We start from the raw sequence: 16,229 nt of genomic DNA, 5'->3' as shown, positions 1-16,229 counted from the left end.
TATTCTTGATTTTTTAAGGGACAATTTGTAAAACCCATACGAATCATATATGATAATAGTAAAGAAAGCGCTTACATTTTAAATCGTCCTAAAAGGAGCAGTCAAAATGGATACAAAACGCTTTGAAACAGAAGTTATTCACAAGGGCTATCATGCTCTTCAGCATCATGGAAGCTTATCACCCCCAATTTTTCAAACATCCACATTTGTTTTTGATACAGCAGAATCTGGGGCAAAACGATTTGCAGGTGAGGAAGAAGGTTTTATTTATTCAAGACTCAGTAATCCAACCGTAGCTATGCTCGAAGAACGAATCGCATCGATGGAAAATGGAGAAAAAGGATTAGCTTTTGGTTCAGGGATGGCTGCTGTTTCGGCTATATTGCTGGGACTAACGAAAACAGGTGACCACATTCTTTGTTCTGAGGGAGTTTATGGCTGTACATTCGGTCTTCTAACTCTTATGGAAGAAAAATATCATATTACTCATAATTTCCATTCCATGAGTGATGAAGATTCATTACGATCTGCGATCACAGATTATACAACTGTCATCTATGTGGAATCACCCATCAATCCTACGATGAAGCTCGTTGATATAGAGATGGTAAGCCGTGTAGCAAAAGAATACGGAATTCCAGTTGTTGTTGATAATACATTTTGTTCTCCATACCTGCAGCGGCCTCTTGATATAGGCTGTGATGTTGTCATTCATAGTGCAACCAAGTATTTATGCGGCCATGGTGATGTAATCGGCGGTTTGGCAGTCGGAAAAAAAGAGCTGTTGAGCCATCTGGCAATGACAACTCAAAAGGATATTGGCGGAGTTATGTCACCTTTTGATGCTTGGCTATTATTACGAGGAATGAAAACATTGCCTGTAAGAATGGACCGGCATTGTGATAATGCAAAAAAACTTGCAGCCTTATTAAAAGAACATCCAGCAGTTGAAAACGTATTGTTCCCAGGCGACGAAGATTTTCCTCAATACGAACTTGCAAAGAAGCAGATGAGTAATGCTGGGGGATTAATCAGCTTTGAAATCAAAGGAAACAAAGCGATGGCTCAGAAGTTCATGAATTCATTGGAATTAATAAAAATTGCTGTTAGTTTGGGAGATGCTGAAACGCTTATACAGCATCCAAGTACAATGACACATGCTGTTGTACCGGAAGAGAACAGAATGCAGATGGGAATCAGCGATCGTCTATTGCGATTATCCGTCGGCTTAGAAGCGTGGGAAGACATTTGGGCTGATTTAGAAAAAGCACTAAACCAATTATAAAAAAACGGCACTGTGCCAACAGCACAGTGCCGTTTTTTTGTGTTTTTATATAGCCGTTTTCGTATTCATTGTTGCTTATGGAAGTAGTTGATTTCCGTTCCATGTTGCTCGCTTTCCGCGGGGCAGATGGTGAGACAACCTTTTAAATAAATTGAAGGAGAATAGCAGCAAATTTCTCTAAATTCTCACGATCCACTTCGTCAAAGCGTTCTTTTTCTGGACTATCGATGTCCAGAACTCCTAGTAAATTACCGTTCTTCACTAATGGAACAACGATCTCTGATTGTGATGCAGCATCGCAGGCAATATGACCAGGAAACTCGTGTACATCCTTCACGACAAGTGTTTCCTGCTTTTGAGCTGCAGTTCCACACACACCTCGGCCTAACGGAATTCTTACACATGCGGGCAGTCCTTGGAAGGGTCCTAAAACGAGCTGGTTCGCTTGTTCGTCAAATGTGTAAAATCCTACCCAATTTACCCGATCCAAAAATTGATTCAATAATGCCGATGCGTTTGCTAAATTTGCAGTGCTATTTGTTTCTCCTTCGAGCAATGCCTGTAATTGTTTATTTAAAAGAGAGTAAGCATCGTTTCTGTCAGTGCTGTATTTTTCTGCTGTAAACATCACAATTCCTCCAAACCTGATAAAATGTACCCTTTATCTTATCAAATAATGCTGAACTGTACACCCTAAAACCCTTATTTGTCGAGCGATTATTAAAGGTTTATGTCTGTCGCCCAAGAAATTTATACATATAAGAAGGATGGTGAAAAAAATGAAGGCAGATCCGGTTGAAACAAAAATGAAAATTGCTGAAGCCGCCATATCATTATTTACAAGTCAAGGATTCAAAGGAACGACAGTAAGACAAATTGCGAAAAAGGCAAATGTAAACGCCGCGCTCATTTCTTATCATTACGGCGGAAAAAAAGGCCTTTTGGAAAAGTTAATCACTTCATTTTTTGAAGGTTACATTCGAAAGGTTGAAATCGTCTATCATACGTCTAATTCTTCTACCGTTAAAGGAAGCTTTATAGAGCTAGTAGAAGAACTGCTTTACTTTCAACAAATGAATCTTCCGCTTGCCCGATTCGTTTATCGTGAAATGACACTGGATTCAACGTTAGTCAGAGAATTAATGTCCACTTATTTATTAAAAGAAAAGTATTTTTTTCAAACACTGTTTGAAAAGGGTATGAAAAAGAAAGAGTTTAAAAAACAGCCAGTGGATTTTTTAACGCTTCAATTTAAAGAGATGATGATGATGCCGTTTTTGCATCCATTATATTTAAATGAGGTTTTTCACCTTTCAACAGAGAATGAACAATTCATTAAATCCTATCAAAAGTGGTTGATAAATTGGTTTGACAAATGTGTATGTCAAACAGAGAGAAAAAATTCTCTCCTCTCTGCTGTTCATACTCCATTATTTGGTTCTATTCAAGAGAAGTGGGGTAGTTAATTTTGCTGATGCATTTATTGTATCGAAACCTTGACCGAGTCCCTTAACAGTATGGGCATCTGACCCGTATATGAGAGGGATTTTTCTTTTTTGTGCTTCATTAATTACCCATAGCGGCGGATATGCTTCTTGGCAGAATGGTTTTACAAGCCCTGCACCATTGTAGTCCAATGACATGCCTCTATTTGAAACCGCCTCTAATATTTGAAGGATTTCCTTAGAATAATCAAAGTCTACTGGGAACAGCTTTTGAAACTTTTTTGCAAGTGTGATGTGTCCAACTCTTAATGGCTGAAATTGATTAAAAGAATGATCGACTGATTTTTTTACAGCAGCTAGATAATTTTGATAAACAGCAGCCAGGCTTCCGGATCTTTCAACCATGCCGCCAAATACGATTTCGTCAAAATCCATGCAATAGAAAGTTTCATCTATTTTTAGAAAATGAACAGAAAGAATAGCGTCGTCAAGCTCTGGCCAAACTTCGCGAAGCAGCTGATGTGTATCCTCTTCATAACCCTCTATAAAATCAATTTCCAATCCGCTTCTGATTTCAATTCGCTCTTTATATTTATTTTTCATTTCATGCAGTTTCTGAAAATAAGCATTTAAATCTTGATAGGCCATGGCACTATCTTTGTCAGGAGCAGGATCGTGAAAAGTTTTAGGCAAAGGAGCATGTTCTGTGAAAGTGATACCTTTTAGACCTAGAGATATAGCCCTTTCTATATATGTTTCAAACGTGTCTGGTGAGCCGTGTGGGCAAAAGGGAGTATGCACATGTCCGTCATAATACATCCTTTTTCCTCCTCTGTTCGACAAAATTTTCATTAATTTGGAAAAAATTTATCAAATTATGCAACTTTTTTGCGTCAAATGTGTGTTTACATGTTATCATAAAAGCATTAAACTGCAATTTTATATGCAGAATAACCTATTTTCCCGATCGTATTGAAGTAAATATCAAAATACATAAAAAAATGACCTTAAGAAATAGAACAGCAGAAAGGGTGCCTCTAATGATATACGTAGTCATTGCCATAGTTACATTCCTTGCATTGATCTTGTACGGGGCCATGTCACGGCGAAAAATTTATAAAGAGATAGACCGACTTGAAGCATGGAAAATGCAAATTATGAACCGTCCATTAACGGATGAAATTTCGAAAGTTAAAGGAATGGCGATGATTGGTGAAACGGAAGAAAAATTCGAACTGTGGCGCCAAGAGTGGGATGAGATTGTTACTACACGTCTGCCAAATTTGGAAGAAGATCTATTTGATTCTGAAGAGTACACGGATAAATACAGATTCAAGAAAGCTAGAACTGTCCTTAATGATGTGAACCATGCTTTAGAGCGAATGGACGTCCGAATGAAGGAAATCACATCTGAAATAAATGAATTAGTGACAAGTGAAGAGCTTAACAGAGAAGAGATTGTCGAAGCGAAAGAAAAGCTGCAGGAAACGAAGAAATATTACCTTACTCATATTCGTGCTCTTGGCCAGACAGCAACTATTTTTGATAAAGAATTGGATGAGATCAAAGTACTTTTTGAAACGTTTGAGGAATTAACGGTTCAGGGAAGTCATTTAGAAGCTAGACAGAAGCTTGTGGAAAGTTTAAACCGCATTACTGTATGTAAAACACAAATGGAAAGCGTTCCTGAGCTCCTTGTTATTTTACAGTCGGATATACCAGGTAATTTGAAAGATTTGGGAACTGGTTTTGATGAAATGGAGCAACAAGGATATGTGCTGCATCATATTGGGATCGAAAAAGAATTGGAATCTTTAAAAGATTTAAACGAAAAAGCATTAGAAAAAGTGCTTGAACTTGATTTGGATTCTGCCCAAAAAGATCTCGATGAATTAACAAACAAAATAGACCAGCTCTATGAAATGCTTGAAAGTGAAGTGCATTCTAAGCAATTTGTTATTAAACAACGTGCAGCGTTCTCATCTACCATCGAAAATTTACAGATTAGAATCGAGAAGCTTAAACAAGAAACGGAAGTTGTTTCCAATACCTACTTCATTGAACAAAATGAAGCAGAGATGCAAAAGAAGATCGAGAAACTCTTCCACAAGCTTGAAGGCAGATTCATGATCATTCAAGAATCAATCGATGAAAAGAGAGAATCATTCTCTGTCATTCGAGAGATGATGGAAGAAATGCAAAAACAGATGGAAGAACTTGAAAGATCTCAAAAGGTATATGAAGAAATGCTTCATAATCTTAGAAAAGACGAGTTAGATACAAAACAAAGCTTAAAAGCTTTACGAAAAAAGCTTCTAGAAGCAAGGCGTATGGTACAAAAAAGCAATCTTCCTGGTCTTCCTGAACATTACTTGATTACCATTGGAAAAGCAGAAGAATATATCATTGAAGTATCGAAAAAGCTGGATGAAAAGCCTTTAGAAATGTCTGATGTTTCATATGTTTTGAACAAAGCACATGAAGCTGTTGATGAAGGCTATGAAGAAACGTCTGCCATGATTGAAAATGCAATATTAGCTGAGAAGCTTATCCAATACGGGAATAGATTCAGAAGCTCGAATCAAACGGTTTCGATTCGGTTAATTGAAGCTGAGATTGCTTTTAGAAATTACCAATACGAAGATGCCCTTCAAATTGCAGCAGATGCGATCGAAAGAGTACAGCCAGGTATACTTAAAGAGATGGAAATTAATTTAAAATCACATGTATAAAAACTGTCAGGATTTTTCCTGCAGTTTTTTTACTGCGCAATAAAAAGAGTAATGCAAACAAACACTAATTAGAAAATGGTTTGGATGCCACCTTATTTATATTATGGTATTATAATGAAATGTGTAATTTTGAACGTTTTGTTTAATTGGAGGATTCAATTGATGATTTATCTAGATAATAGTGCAACGACTAAGCCATATAAAGAAGTGCTTGATACCTTTGTTACCGTTTCTGAAAAATATTTTGCCAATCCATCATCACTTCATTCCAAAGGCGGAGAGGCAGAAAATTTACTAGGGCAGGCGCGGCGATCCATTGCGCAGCTCTTACATGTAACTCCATCTGAGATCGTATTTACTTCTGGAGGAACAGAAGGAAACAACATGGCCATTAAGGGAATCGCATTTCAGCATCAAAACAGAGGTAAACATCTCATCACGACAGGAGTCGAGCATGCTTCATCTTATGAATCCTTTCAATTATTAGAGAGTCAAGGGTTTGAAGTAACTTATCTGCCTGTTGATGAAACGGGCAGCGTTTCAATAGAGGATTTAAAGAAGTCAATTCGGCCAGAGACGATTTTAGTATCCATGCTGCATGTTAACAACGAAACAGGAACCTTACAGCCCATTAAGGAAATGGGAGAAGTGTTAAAAGAACATCCTAAAGTTTTTTTTCATGTTGATAACGTTCAAGGAATGGGAAAGGTTCACTTGCCAATAAAAGAATATGGAGTTGATCTGTGTACCATTTCTGCGCATAAGATCCATGGTCTTAAAGGGACAGGCGTTTTGTACGTAAAGAACGGTGTAACGCTGTCTCCTTTATTTACAGGCGGTGAGCAAGAGTTCCGTAAAAGAGCGGGTACGGAAAATGTTGCAGGCATCGTTTCTATGGCAAAAGCCTTAAGAATCATACTTCAAGAAATGAACGCTAAAAAGGATCATTTAATTACAATCAAGAAACAGCTGTTAAATGGCCTGAAAAATATTGAAGATATTGAAATCAATACTCCAGAAGATGGATCTGCGCCTCATATCATCAATTTTTCCGTGAAAAATGTGAAGCCAGAGGTATTGATTCATGCTCTTGATGAAAAAGACATCTATGTGTCAACAAGGTCTGCCTGTTCTTCTAAACAAGGAGGAGCAAGCAGAATACTTCTGCAAATGGGTCTTGGAGAACAACGTGCTTCTACTGCTCTTCGTTTAAGCACTTCTTATGACAATACAAAGGAAGAGATCGAACTTGTCTTGCAAGTGCTGCAAAAAGAAATAACAAATTTAAAAAAGGTAATGAGGTAATAAATATGCTGTATGACCATTTAGTCGTCCGTTATGGAGAATTATCATTAAAAGGAAAAAATAGAAGACATTTTGAAAATCAGCTGCATGAAACAGTTAAGCGCAAGCTGCGTCGTTTTGACAATTTAAAGATTTCGAAGTTATTTGACCGCTTAGTAATAGAATTAAATGGCCAGCCTCATGAGCCTGTTGTCGGTTCCCTTCAGGATATATTTGGGATCCATTCTATCAGTCCAGCGCTTCGTACTGAAAATAATCTAGATGAAATTAATAAAACCGCTTTGATTGCATTGAAAGATGCAATGGAAAACACAGACAAAAGAACGTTTAAAGTTACGGGTAAACGTTCTTTAAAAACCTTCCCTGTAAATTCCATGCAGCTTAACAGTGAAGTGGGTGGATACTTATTACGAAATACAGAGAATATTACAGTAGATGTCCATAATCCAGACGTTGAAGTAAAAGTGGAAGTAAAAGATACAGGCACATATATCAGCTGCCAAACTTTTAAGGGAGCAGGAGGCTTGCCGATTGGTGTAGGCGGAAAAGCCATGCTGATGCTTTCTGGCGGAATTGACAGTCCTGTTGCAGGTTATTTAACGATGAAACGCGGCGTTCGAATAGAGGGTGTTCATTTCCATAGTCCTCCTTTTACTAGTGAACGTGCTAAACAAAAGGTTGTGGACTTAACACAAGAGCTTACACGTTTTAGTGGAGGGAAAATTAAGCTTCATGTCGTGCCGTTTACGAAGATTCAACAGATCATAAAGGATAAAATACCAGCTAGCTACAGCATGACAATAATGAGACGTGTGATGCTTAAGATTACAGAGAAGCTTGCAGAAAAAAATAATGCGCTAGCTATTGCAAACGGTGAAAATCTCGGGCAGGTTGCCAGTCAGACAATGCAAAGCATGTATGCTATTAATGAAGTTACAAACTTACCTATTCTTAGACCGGTTATAACGATGGATAAATTAGAAATCATGGACATATCCCAAAAAATCGGAACGTATGAGATTTCAATCCGCCCATATGAGGATTGCTGTACGATATTTTTACCATCAGCTCCAAAGACAAAACCAAAACGTGAAAAAGCGATAAGGTTCGAACAAAATATTGAAAACTTAGAAGAACTGATTGAAGAAGCTGTTCAAGGTGTAGAAACCATTATCTTGGAAGAGGGCAGATCAACAGAAACAACGTTTGAGGAATTGTTTTAAACCCGCAGAATTGCGGGTTTTTTCTTTATTATTTACAAGGAATTTGCAAATTGGCAGTACTCACAACAATTTCCAAGAATTGAAATGGGCAAAACGTCACACATTATTAGTACAAAGGAGGTGAAACAAAATGGCAAACCAAAACAACCAATTAGTAGTACCAGGTGCTCAACAAGCTGTTGACCAAATGAAATACGAAATCGCTTCTGAATTCGGAGTAAACCTTGGACCAGATTCAACTTCACGTGCTAACGGATCTGTAGGTGGAGAAATCACTAAGCGTCTAGTTGCTCAAGCTCTAGGTGGATACCAAAAATAAATAAAACATGGCTAACGGAGCGGGTAATCCCCGCTCCTTTTTATTTGGTTTTTTTCTTGGTTCTTTTTTAAAAAGTAATTGCTTCTGGGGCATTTTCGTAAAGGAAATTCATTAAAAAGTTGATTGAAAAGCAAGGTGCGAGACTCCTGTGGGATCAGTGGGACAGGTGAGACTCCTAATAACCCAAAGGGTCAAGGAGGCTCACCGCCCTCCCCACGGAAAGCGAGCAGCCTGGAAAGGAAATCAACTACTATCAAAAGATTTGAGAACGAATGACTAAATTTTAAAAAAATTCTAAAATATATTATAATGAATACATAGTCAATTTAAAAAAGGGAAGGGTGTACCACACAGATGAATTTAATTGCTCCAGCTCTTTACAACTTAACTTCAGAAATAGAATCGTACGCGAAAAACCCTGAGAAAAAAGCTTTAATATGGATGAACGAAACGCACGAAACAGAAACCATTACGTATAAGAAGTTAATGGAAAGAACAAACCAAATTGGAAACGCGCTTGAAGGGTTAGGATTAGAAAAAGGTGACCGCGTGCTTGTCATCATGCCTCGACTTATTGAAACGTATGCTGTGTATCTCGCCTGCTTAAAAGCAGGGATTGTTGTCATTCCATGCTCTGAGATGCTGCGGGCAAAGGATTTAAGCTATCGTGTTCAGCATAGTGAAGCAAAAGCCATTATTGCAGATTATCAATTTACTGACCAAGTTAACGAAATAAAAGATCTTTTACCAACGTTAAAATATAAAATCAGTGCTAATGGAGAAACAAAAGACTGGCTAAGCCTTCGTGTACTAACTGAAAATGAAAGCGCTTCCTATAAAGGTGCAGAAACTAAAAAGGATGATATGGCATTTTTGTCTTACACATCAGGAACAACTGGACAGCCAAAAGGTGTTGTTCACACACATGGCTGGGCATATGCACATATACGTACGGCGTCAAAGAACTGGTTAAATATATCTGAAGAAGATACCGTTTGGGCGACTGCCGGTCCAGGCTGGCAAAAATGGATTTGGAGCCCGTTTCTTTCTACATTAGGAACTGGAGCAACGGGATTTGTTTACCAAGGGAAATTCGATCCGCAAAAGTATTTAGGTCTTTTAGAAGACCAAAAAGTATCTGTATTATGCTGTACACCTACAGAGTATCGATTAATGGCAAAGGTTGATCATTTAGATCAGTACAAGCTGACTCATTTAAGAAGTGCAGTCTCAGCAGGGGAACCGTTAAACAGAGAAGTGATCGATACCTTTGAAAAGTATTTTCATGTGAAAGTTCGTGACGGATATGGACAAACAGAAAATACACTTTTAGTAGGGACTATGGAAGGAATGAAAATCAAGCCTGGCTCGATGGGTAAACCTACACCTGGAAATGATGTGGAAGTCGTAAATGAACATGGTCAGCCTGTCAAAGCAGGAGAAGTTGGAGATATTGCGGTACACAAAAATTCCCCGGCTTTATTTAAGGAGTATTACAAAGATCAGGATCGAACATTGATGGCTTTTAGAGGAGATTATTATATAACAGGTGATAAAGCCAAAAAAGATGAAGATGGTTATTTCTGGTTTGAAGGTAGAGGAGATGACATTATCATTAGTTCGGGGTATACAATCGGACCTTTTGAAGTCGAGGATGCCCTTGTTAAGCACCCAGCCGTTAAAGAATGCGCTGTTGTAGCCAGTCCTGATGAGATTCGCGGCCATATCGTAAAGGCTTTTGTTGTTCTTCGGGACGATTCAGCAGTCAATAAAGAGATGCTGACTTCCGAATTGCAAGAACATGTAAAAAAACTGACGGCACCTTATAAATATCCACGCAGGATTGAATATGTCGAAGATCTTCCTAAAACAACTTCCGGGAAGATCCGCCGAATCGAGCTTCGTCAGCTAGAAGCTTCGAAAATAAGATAATGGAGTGTAAAAAGCAGGCTGATGTCTGCTTTTTATTTTGCGAACCGTTATAATACAAAGAAGAATGCATATATAAAGGTGGTTGTAAAAGTGGGGACTTTGTTTCGAAATGGAACCATTTACACGATGGTTAATGAAAAGAGCTATTGCAATGCGGTATATGTTGAAAATGGTAAAATCGTAAAAGCAGGATCGGAAAAAGAACTCATCGTCCAATTTGGTGATGAAATTACGGATTCTGTGGATTTAGACGGAGGGGTTATGTACCCTGGTTTGGTGGATAGCCATCTGCACCTAATCGGCCATGGTGAAAAACTGATCAGGTTGGACCTGTCTGAAATGACGTCAGCAGAAGAAATGGAATCTGCATTAAAAGAAAAAGCAAAAACCTTAAAAAAAGATGACTGGCTTTTAGGTGAGGGCTGGAACGAAAATAATTTTATTGATCGTAAAATTTTTCATAAAGTAGAACTGGATATAATCGCAGAAGGAAGACCTGTCTTATTATCTAGAGTTTGCAGACATGCCTTTTTGGCCAGTTCCAAAGCACTTGAACTAGCAGGTATTACAAGCGAAACACCTGACCCCCCCGGTGGAATAATCAAAAGAGATGCGGAAGGTGAACCCACAGGACTTTTGCATGACAGTGCCGCTGATATCGTAAAAAAAGTCGTGCCAGAAGTTTCACAAGAATATTTGAATCAGGCACTAGAGACTTCTGTAAAAAACCTTCTTTCCTTAGGGCTCACAGGAGGTCATTCAGAGGATCTGAGCTATTATGGCTTTGTTGAACGTCCATTAAAAGCTTTTAAAAAGGTGTTAGATCAAGAAATAAATAAATTTAAAGCCCATTTGCTTGTTCATCACGAAGCGTTAGATGATTTTCTGAAAATCGAGCACGATTATCAAATGCCCTATGTCGAGTATGGTGCAATGAAAATTTTTGCAGATGGTGCATTTGGAGGCCGGACTGCATGGCTGTCATTGCCCTATAATGATGCTCCTGAAACTTCAGGTGTTTCCACTCACGGCGATGAGGCGTTATTGAACTTAGTACAAAAAGCAAGAAGTTATGATAAAAATATTGCAGTGCATACAATCGGTGACATGGCGCTTATTCAGGTGCTGAACACGATTAAGGAATGCCCTGCGAAATCCGGAAGAGATAGAATTATTCATGCGGGCTTGGTTTCGGAGCAAATTATCAAAGACTTAAAGCAGCTGCCTGTTATTTTAGATATTCAGCCAGGTTTCGTAGCTTCAGATTTCCCTTGGCTCATTGAACGTCTTGGAACTGAGAGAATTCCATATGCGTTTGCATTCAGAACATTGCTGGATGAAGGTATTATTTGTGCAGGCGGTTCAGACGCTCCTATTGAACCCGTTAATCCTTTATTAGGGATCTATGCAGCTGCGGCCCGGAGAAAACCGGGTGAATCCCATGAAGGTTACGTACCTGAACAAAAACTTTCAAGATATGAAGCTGTCGGTCTTTACACATTTGGAAGTGCTGCAGCTATCGGACAAGAAAATGTAAGAGGATATATTAAAGAAGGCTATATGGCTGACTTTACCGTATTTGACCGAGACATATTTCAAGTGCCAATTGACGAAATTTTAGAAGCTAAAGTTCTTTATACAATCGTAGACGGAGAAATTGCCTTTCAACAAACAAATAATAGCGTTACTCAAAATTAATAGACAGAATGACGGCCTATTAGATGTGAATAACATCTTATAGGCTGTTTTTTTTTGCCACTTTATGAAATTTGCTGGAATTATTGGAGTCACAGGAGAAATACGAGCGGAATAAAGAAAATACGAGCTCTATATAGAAAATATGATCATAACAAAAAATACTGACTCGTAATCGAATCAGTATTTTTTTGCTCTTTTCTAAAGGCTCTATTCTAAAAGATTGTTGCTTCTGGGGCAGTTTTGTAATTTGACTAAAATTATAGGTTGATTGTAGTGAAAGGTGCGAGACTCCTGCGGGACAGGCGGGCAGGTGAGACACTTATACGTGAAACGTACGAATGTGGCTCACCGTCTGCCCCGCGGAAAGCGAGCAACCTGGAACGGAAATCAACTACTTCTCAAAAGCAACGTTGAATGCGAAAACAGCTTTTTACAAAAAGCTTCTTTTCACTTTATGCCAGAAGGAATTATCTTTTAGTTTTACTGTTTTTATTCGCTTATCCGTAATTTCAAAGCTCATACTTTTGCAATGTTTAATACTCATTGCTTCATTATCCATACCGATTATCGGATAAGTCTGGCTGTTTTCCTGTTTGATCTTGAATGTCATTTTACGATTATTGCTAAGTATAAATGACGATCCAAGTGTACGGTATTGATTGTTATTGAGCGAAGCGAGCTCACTGATCTGGTAACAAGCAAGCATGGGATCAACAACTGCTCCGTTCACTGACTTATTATAAGCGCTGCTTCCTGTAGGAGTGGAAATGATCATGCCATCTCCGCGGAATGTTTCAAAATAAAAATCATCAATGAAAACATCAATTTCAAGTGTAGTTATGACTGATGACCTTATGGAACATTCGTTTAAACAATAAAACGATCCTTGTCCATCAATGTTTACGGATAGTGCAGGGTATTTTCTAACTTCAATTTGTTCATTTTTCATCGCGTCTATCATACCTGAATGATCATCTATATGAAAATCACAATAAAAACCTGTGTCAACGGATGCATTTATGCCAACGTATAAACAGTCTTCACGGAATCCCGTTTTACGGACTGCTTGTAAAAAAGAACCGTCTCCACCAATACTGGCGATAATATTTGCCTCTTTTTGATCTTCAACAATACGAAAACCTGATTGTGCAGCAAGCTGTTTTAGTTTCTCTGCTTTTTCGTGTATAGCCTCGTCCTTTTTGTAGAAGAAAAAAATATTGTTGCGTTCCCGCATTGAATGATACCTCCTATTGATCTCATCTTTTTATTCTGTTCTTTTCACCTTCTATGAATTCTTATGTATTTGGTTTCACGTTTAGATTAAAAGCATAGTGCCTATAATGAACGAATAGAAGGGAAGAACGAGCATGGAATGGATTTTGCTTATTATCGCTGTATTGCTGTTTTTTACTATTCTCTTAATGTTTTCTACGTTACATATTGAACTGCAATTTGTCCATCGAAATGACAATAGTGATGTTCAAATTAAATTGCGTATGTATCGTTTTTTACGGTATACGTTAAAGATTCCACTCATACAATTTGACGCAAAGGATCGTGCAATAAAAGTAAAAGAAGAAAAACAAGCAAGTATGGGAAACAAGAAAAAAAAGAAGAAGAGAATAACCTTTCGTCAGTTTAAAAATCAATATAAATCATTTAGAAGCATGCTGGTTCATGTTCGAAATTTTTATCATATCATTCGCCATTTTCTTAGCAAAATTAAAGTTGAAAATATTTCTTGGCACAGTGCGATCGGTCTCGGTGAAGCTTCTGCCTCTGCTATTGCTGCAGGAAGCTTGTGGGGAGTTAAAGGTGTTGTACTGCAGCTGATTAATACGTTTTTTATTTTAAAAGGCAACCCCTCTGTTTCTGTAATTCCTGTTTTTCAGGGGATGCACAGTGAAACAAGGTTTTCTTGTATGGTTTCCTTTAAAATCGGGCATGCTATTGTCGTTATGCTAAAAATAATGAAAGCTTGGCGTGGATCCAAGAATTCATCTCGAGTAAATAACGAATATATGACTGGAGGCATGTAAAAAATGGGTGAACATCCAATCCAGGGTTTAATGAAAACCGCTATGGAAAATTTAAAAGAAATGATCGATGTAAATACGATAATTGGTGACCCTGTTGAAACTCCTGACGGAAGTGTGATTTTGACAGTTTCAAAAGTTGGTTTCGGATTTGCTGCAGGTGGAAGTGATTTTGGAAATCAACAGGATTCATCATCTCAGCAACAATCTCAAGGCAATCAAGGTTCCTCAGGTGATTCTAAAAATTCTCCATTTGGAGGGGGAAGCGGTGGAGGAGTTTCGATTACACCCATCGCATTTCTAGTTGTAAGCAACACAGGCATCAAAACCATTCACTTAGATAACAGTACACATCTATATGAACGTATATTAGATCTTGCTCCTGGTGTAATCGATAAACTTCAGCATCTTATGAACAAAAATAAAAACAATGGTTCAGCAAATGCTCAACAGTCAAATACACATTCAACAGATTTTTAAAGCTAACTCTCACGTTAGCTTTTTCTTCTGTGTTGTTTTAAGATGATAGGGTAAGTACATAATTGATCCTGAGGAGGAGTTTATATCATGAGCGTAACATTTAAAGAAAAACCGGTTACACTGCTTGGCAGCCAAGTAAAAGTAGGAGATCAGGCTCCGGATTTCAAAGTATTGGCAAACGATATGTCAGAAGTTACTTTAGCAGATACTAAAGGCAGCGTAAGATTAATCGCAGCTGTTCCTTCTGTTGATACAGGGGTATGTGATGCTGAAGTACGCCGTTTCAATGAGGAAGCATCCAAATTAGAAAACGTGAAAGTACTGACGATCTCTGTTGATCTTCCATTTGCCCAAAAAAGATGGTGTGGTGCAGCAGGCGTTGAGAATGTACAAACTCTTTCTGATCACAAAGATCTTTCTTTCGGTAAAGCATACGGTGTTGCGATTGAAGAGCTTCGTTTATTAGCTCGTTCTGTATTTGTAATCGATAGCTCAGACAAAATCACATATGTTGAATATGTTGATGAAGTAACTAGCCATCCGAATTATGAAGCTGCTATTGAAGCTGCTAAAGCCGCAAAGTAAGAAACAATCATCTCCGGTAGCAATCGTTTACCGGGGATTTTTTTGTGTTAAGAGAAATATACGAAATCGTTGTGTATACCCCAATGTATTTGTTAAAATGTTCTCTGTGTAAATGTAGGAGGAAGCGAATATGAGCTCTTTTAATGAAGTAGAAAAACTTTTTGTAAGCATGGATAATTCCACCATGGCGATCAAGGATAAGCTTGATTTGCCTTATTTAGATGCTCTTGTGGAAACAGGGGAGAATTTGTTTTTTCAAGAGATTCCTAAAGAATATGATAAAGAACTGATCAATGTTCTGACAGAAGAGTATAAAAAAATCAATGTTGCAGAGTTTGGGAAAGAAGAGCTGAGAAAAGCGTTCCAGCTTACTGTATTAAAAGGCATGCAAGAAGCCCTTCAGCCCCATCATGCTATGACACCTGATGCAGTTGCTCTTTTTGTTGGATACCTCGTACAAAAATTCACTAATCAGAATGAGCGGGTCACCTTATTAGATCCGGTTGTTGGTTCGGGTAATTTGTTAACTGCGGTGCTTAATCAGCTAAAGCAAGAAGAGTGTGAAGCATTTGCTGTTGAGGTTGATGAAACATTGCTTCGTCTGGCTTGGGTGAATGCCAACATTCAAAAGCATAAAGTTGAGCTCTTTCATCAAGATGTAGTTAAACCTTTATATGTTGAACCAGTAGATCTTGTTCTTGCAGATCTTCCAGTCGGGTACTATCCAGATGATGATGGAGCAAAAGAGTACAAAGTGTTTCAAAAAGAAGGTCATACGTATGCCCACCATTTAATCATGGAGCAATCTATTCATTACTTGAAGGATGCAGGTATCGGAATATTTATCGTTCCAAATGGCTTGTTTGAAAGTGAGCAATCTGAATTGCTGCAGGCTTGGATGAAAGAAAGTGTAAATATTTTAGGTTTACTGCAGCTGCCGGAAAATCTTTTTAAGTCTAAAACACATGCTAAGAGTATCTTGATTCTGCAAAAGCAAGGAGAAGATGTGAGAAAGCCGAAACAGGCGATGCTTGCTGATCTTCCTTCGTTTTCGAACAAAACGGGATTAGCTAATGTTATGGGACAAATAAATGAGTGGTTTAAAACAGAATGGGAACGTGAAAAATAACAGCGTGGGATAACTACCTATGCTGTTTTTTTTTATGTGTTTGGAAACGTATTCAAGTCT

The 16,229-nt window shown here is 38.1% G+C and carries 15 protein-coding genes; 12 read left to right on the top strand and 3 right to left on the bottom strand.

Features of this window, described 5'->3' with window-relative positions; all coding sequences use genetic code 11:
• Positions 1-106 precede the first annotated feature (106 nt).
• Entirely contained in the window at positions 107-1,285 is a 1,179-nt protein-coding gene (megL, locus tag J2X07_RS13715) for a methionine gamma-lyase (protein WP_310259665.1), read from the top strand.
• Positions 1,286-1,427: 142 nt separating this feature from the next.
• On the opposite strand, the gene J2X07_RS13710 is transcribed toward megL, so the two are convergent.
• Positions 1,428-1,913, bottom strand: coding sequence for a GAF domain-containing protein (locus J2X07_RS13710; RefSeq protein ID WP_310259662.1), 486 nt, complete (start codon positions 1,911-1,913; stop codon positions 1,428-1,430).
• A gap of 151 nt (positions 1,914-2,064) precedes the next feature.
• Between J2X07_RS13710 and refZ the strand changes: the two genes are divergently transcribed.
• The gene (refZ, locus tag J2X07_RS13705; protein WP_310259658.1) at positions 2,065-2,751 is read left to right on the top strand and encodes a forespore capture DNA-binding protein RefZ; all 687 of its coding nucleotides are present in this window, start codon (positions 2,065-2,067) and stop codon (positions 2,749-2,751) included.
• Here the strand turns inward: refZ and hisJ are convergent.
• Positions 2,716-3,549, bottom strand: a complete 834-nt coding sequence (gene hisJ, locus J2X07_RS13700; RefSeq protein ID WP_310259655.1) for a histidinol-phosphatase HisJ — start codon at positions 3,547-3,549, stop codon at positions 2,716-2,718. The two genes, refZ and hisJ, sit on opposite strands and share 36 nt — an antisense overlap.
• Positions 3,550-3,770: 221 nt before the next feature.
• On the opposite strand from hisJ, the gene ezrA reads away from it, so the two are divergent.
• The 6 genes from ezrA (at position 3,771) to J2X07_RS13670 (ending at position 11,939) form a co-directional block, all read left to right on the top strand.
• A complete protein-coding gene (gene ezrA, locus J2X07_RS13695; RefSeq protein WP_310259653.1) occupies positions 3,771-5,462 on the top strand; it encodes a septation ring formation regulator EzrA in 1,692 nt (563 codons plus the stop codon).
• 162 nt (positions 5,463-5,624) lie between these two features.
• Positions 5,625-6,767 carry a cysteine desulfurase family protein gene (locus tag J2X07_RS13690; protein WP_310259650.1) on the top strand — a complete coding sequence of 381 codons (1,143 nt, stop codon included), beginning with the start codon at positions 5,625-5,627 and terminating at the stop codon, positions 6,765-6,767.
• A 5-nt stretch (positions 6,768-6,772) separates the two neighbouring features.
• A complete protein-coding gene (gene thiI / locus J2X07_RS13685) occupies positions 6,773-7,990 on the top strand; it encodes a tRNA uracil 4-sulfurtransferase ThiI (RefSeq protein WP_310259646.1) in 1,218 nt (405 codons plus the stop codon).
• A 130-nt stretch (positions 7,991-8,120) separates the two neighbouring features.
• A complete protein-coding gene (locus J2X07_RS13680; protein WP_310259643.1) occupies positions 8,121-8,309 on the top strand; it encodes an alpha/beta-type small acid-soluble spore protein in 189 nt (62 codons plus the stop codon).
• Between the two features lie 354 nt (positions 8,310-8,663).
• Positions 8,664-10,241 carry an acyl-CoA synthetase MbcS gene (mbcS, locus tag J2X07_RS13675; RefSeq protein WP_310259640.1) on the top strand — a complete coding sequence of 526 codons (1,578 nt, stop codon included), beginning with the start codon at positions 8,664-8,666 and terminating at the stop codon, positions 10,239-10,241.
• Between the two features lie 90 nt (positions 10,242-10,331).
• Complete coding sequence (locus tag J2X07_RS13670) at positions 10,332-11,939, top strand: amidohydrolase (RefSeq protein WP_310259637.1); 1,608 nt, start codon at positions 10,332-10,334, stop codon at positions 11,937-11,939.
• A gap of 430 nt (positions 11,940-12,369) precedes the next feature.
• On the opposite strand, the gene J2X07_RS13665 is transcribed toward J2X07_RS13670, so the two are convergent.
• Positions 12,370-13,173: an NAD kinase gene (locus J2X07_RS13665; RefSeq protein ID WP_310259635.1), complete on the bottom strand. Its 804-nt coding sequence runs from the start codon at positions 13,171-13,173 to the stop codon at positions 12,370-12,372.
• 133 nt (positions 13,174-13,306) lie between these two features.
• Between J2X07_RS13665 and J2X07_RS13660 the strand changes: the two genes are divergently transcribed.
• The 4 genes from J2X07_RS13660 (at position 13,307) to J2X07_RS13645 (ending at position 16,169) form a co-directional block, all read left to right on the top strand.
• A complete protein-coding gene (locus J2X07_RS13660; RefSeq protein WP_310259633.1) occupies positions 13,307-13,978 on the top strand; it encodes a DUF2953 domain-containing protein in 672 nt (223 codons plus the stop codon).
• Between the two features lie 3 nt (positions 13,979-13,981).
• Entirely contained in the window at positions 13,982-14,455 is a 474-nt protein-coding gene (gene ytfJ / locus J2X07_RS13655; protein WP_310259632.1) for a GerW family sporulation protein, read from the top strand.
• Positions 14,456-14,539: 84 nt separating this feature from the next.
• On the top strand, positions 14,540-15,040 hold the full coding sequence (gene tpx / locus J2X07_RS13650) for a thiol peroxidase (protein WP_310259842.1): 501 nt from the start codon (positions 14,540-14,542) through the stop codon (positions 15,038-15,040).
• A gap of 130 nt (positions 15,041-15,170) precedes the next feature.
• On the top strand, positions 15,171-16,169 hold the full coding sequence (locus J2X07_RS13645) for a class I SAM-dependent methyltransferase (RefSeq protein WP_310259630.1): 999 nt from the start codon (positions 15,171-15,173) through the stop codon (positions 16,167-16,169).
• Positions 16,170-16,229: the final 60 nt, after the last annotated feature.

Origin of the sequence: Fictibacillus barbaricus (assembly GCF_031457135.1) — a bacterium.
Classification (GTDB): Bacteria; Bacillota; Bacilli; order Bacillales; family Fictibacillaceae; genus Fictibacillus; species Fictibacillus barbaricus_A.
This window is presented reverse-complemented; position numbering and strand designations above follow the sequence as displayed.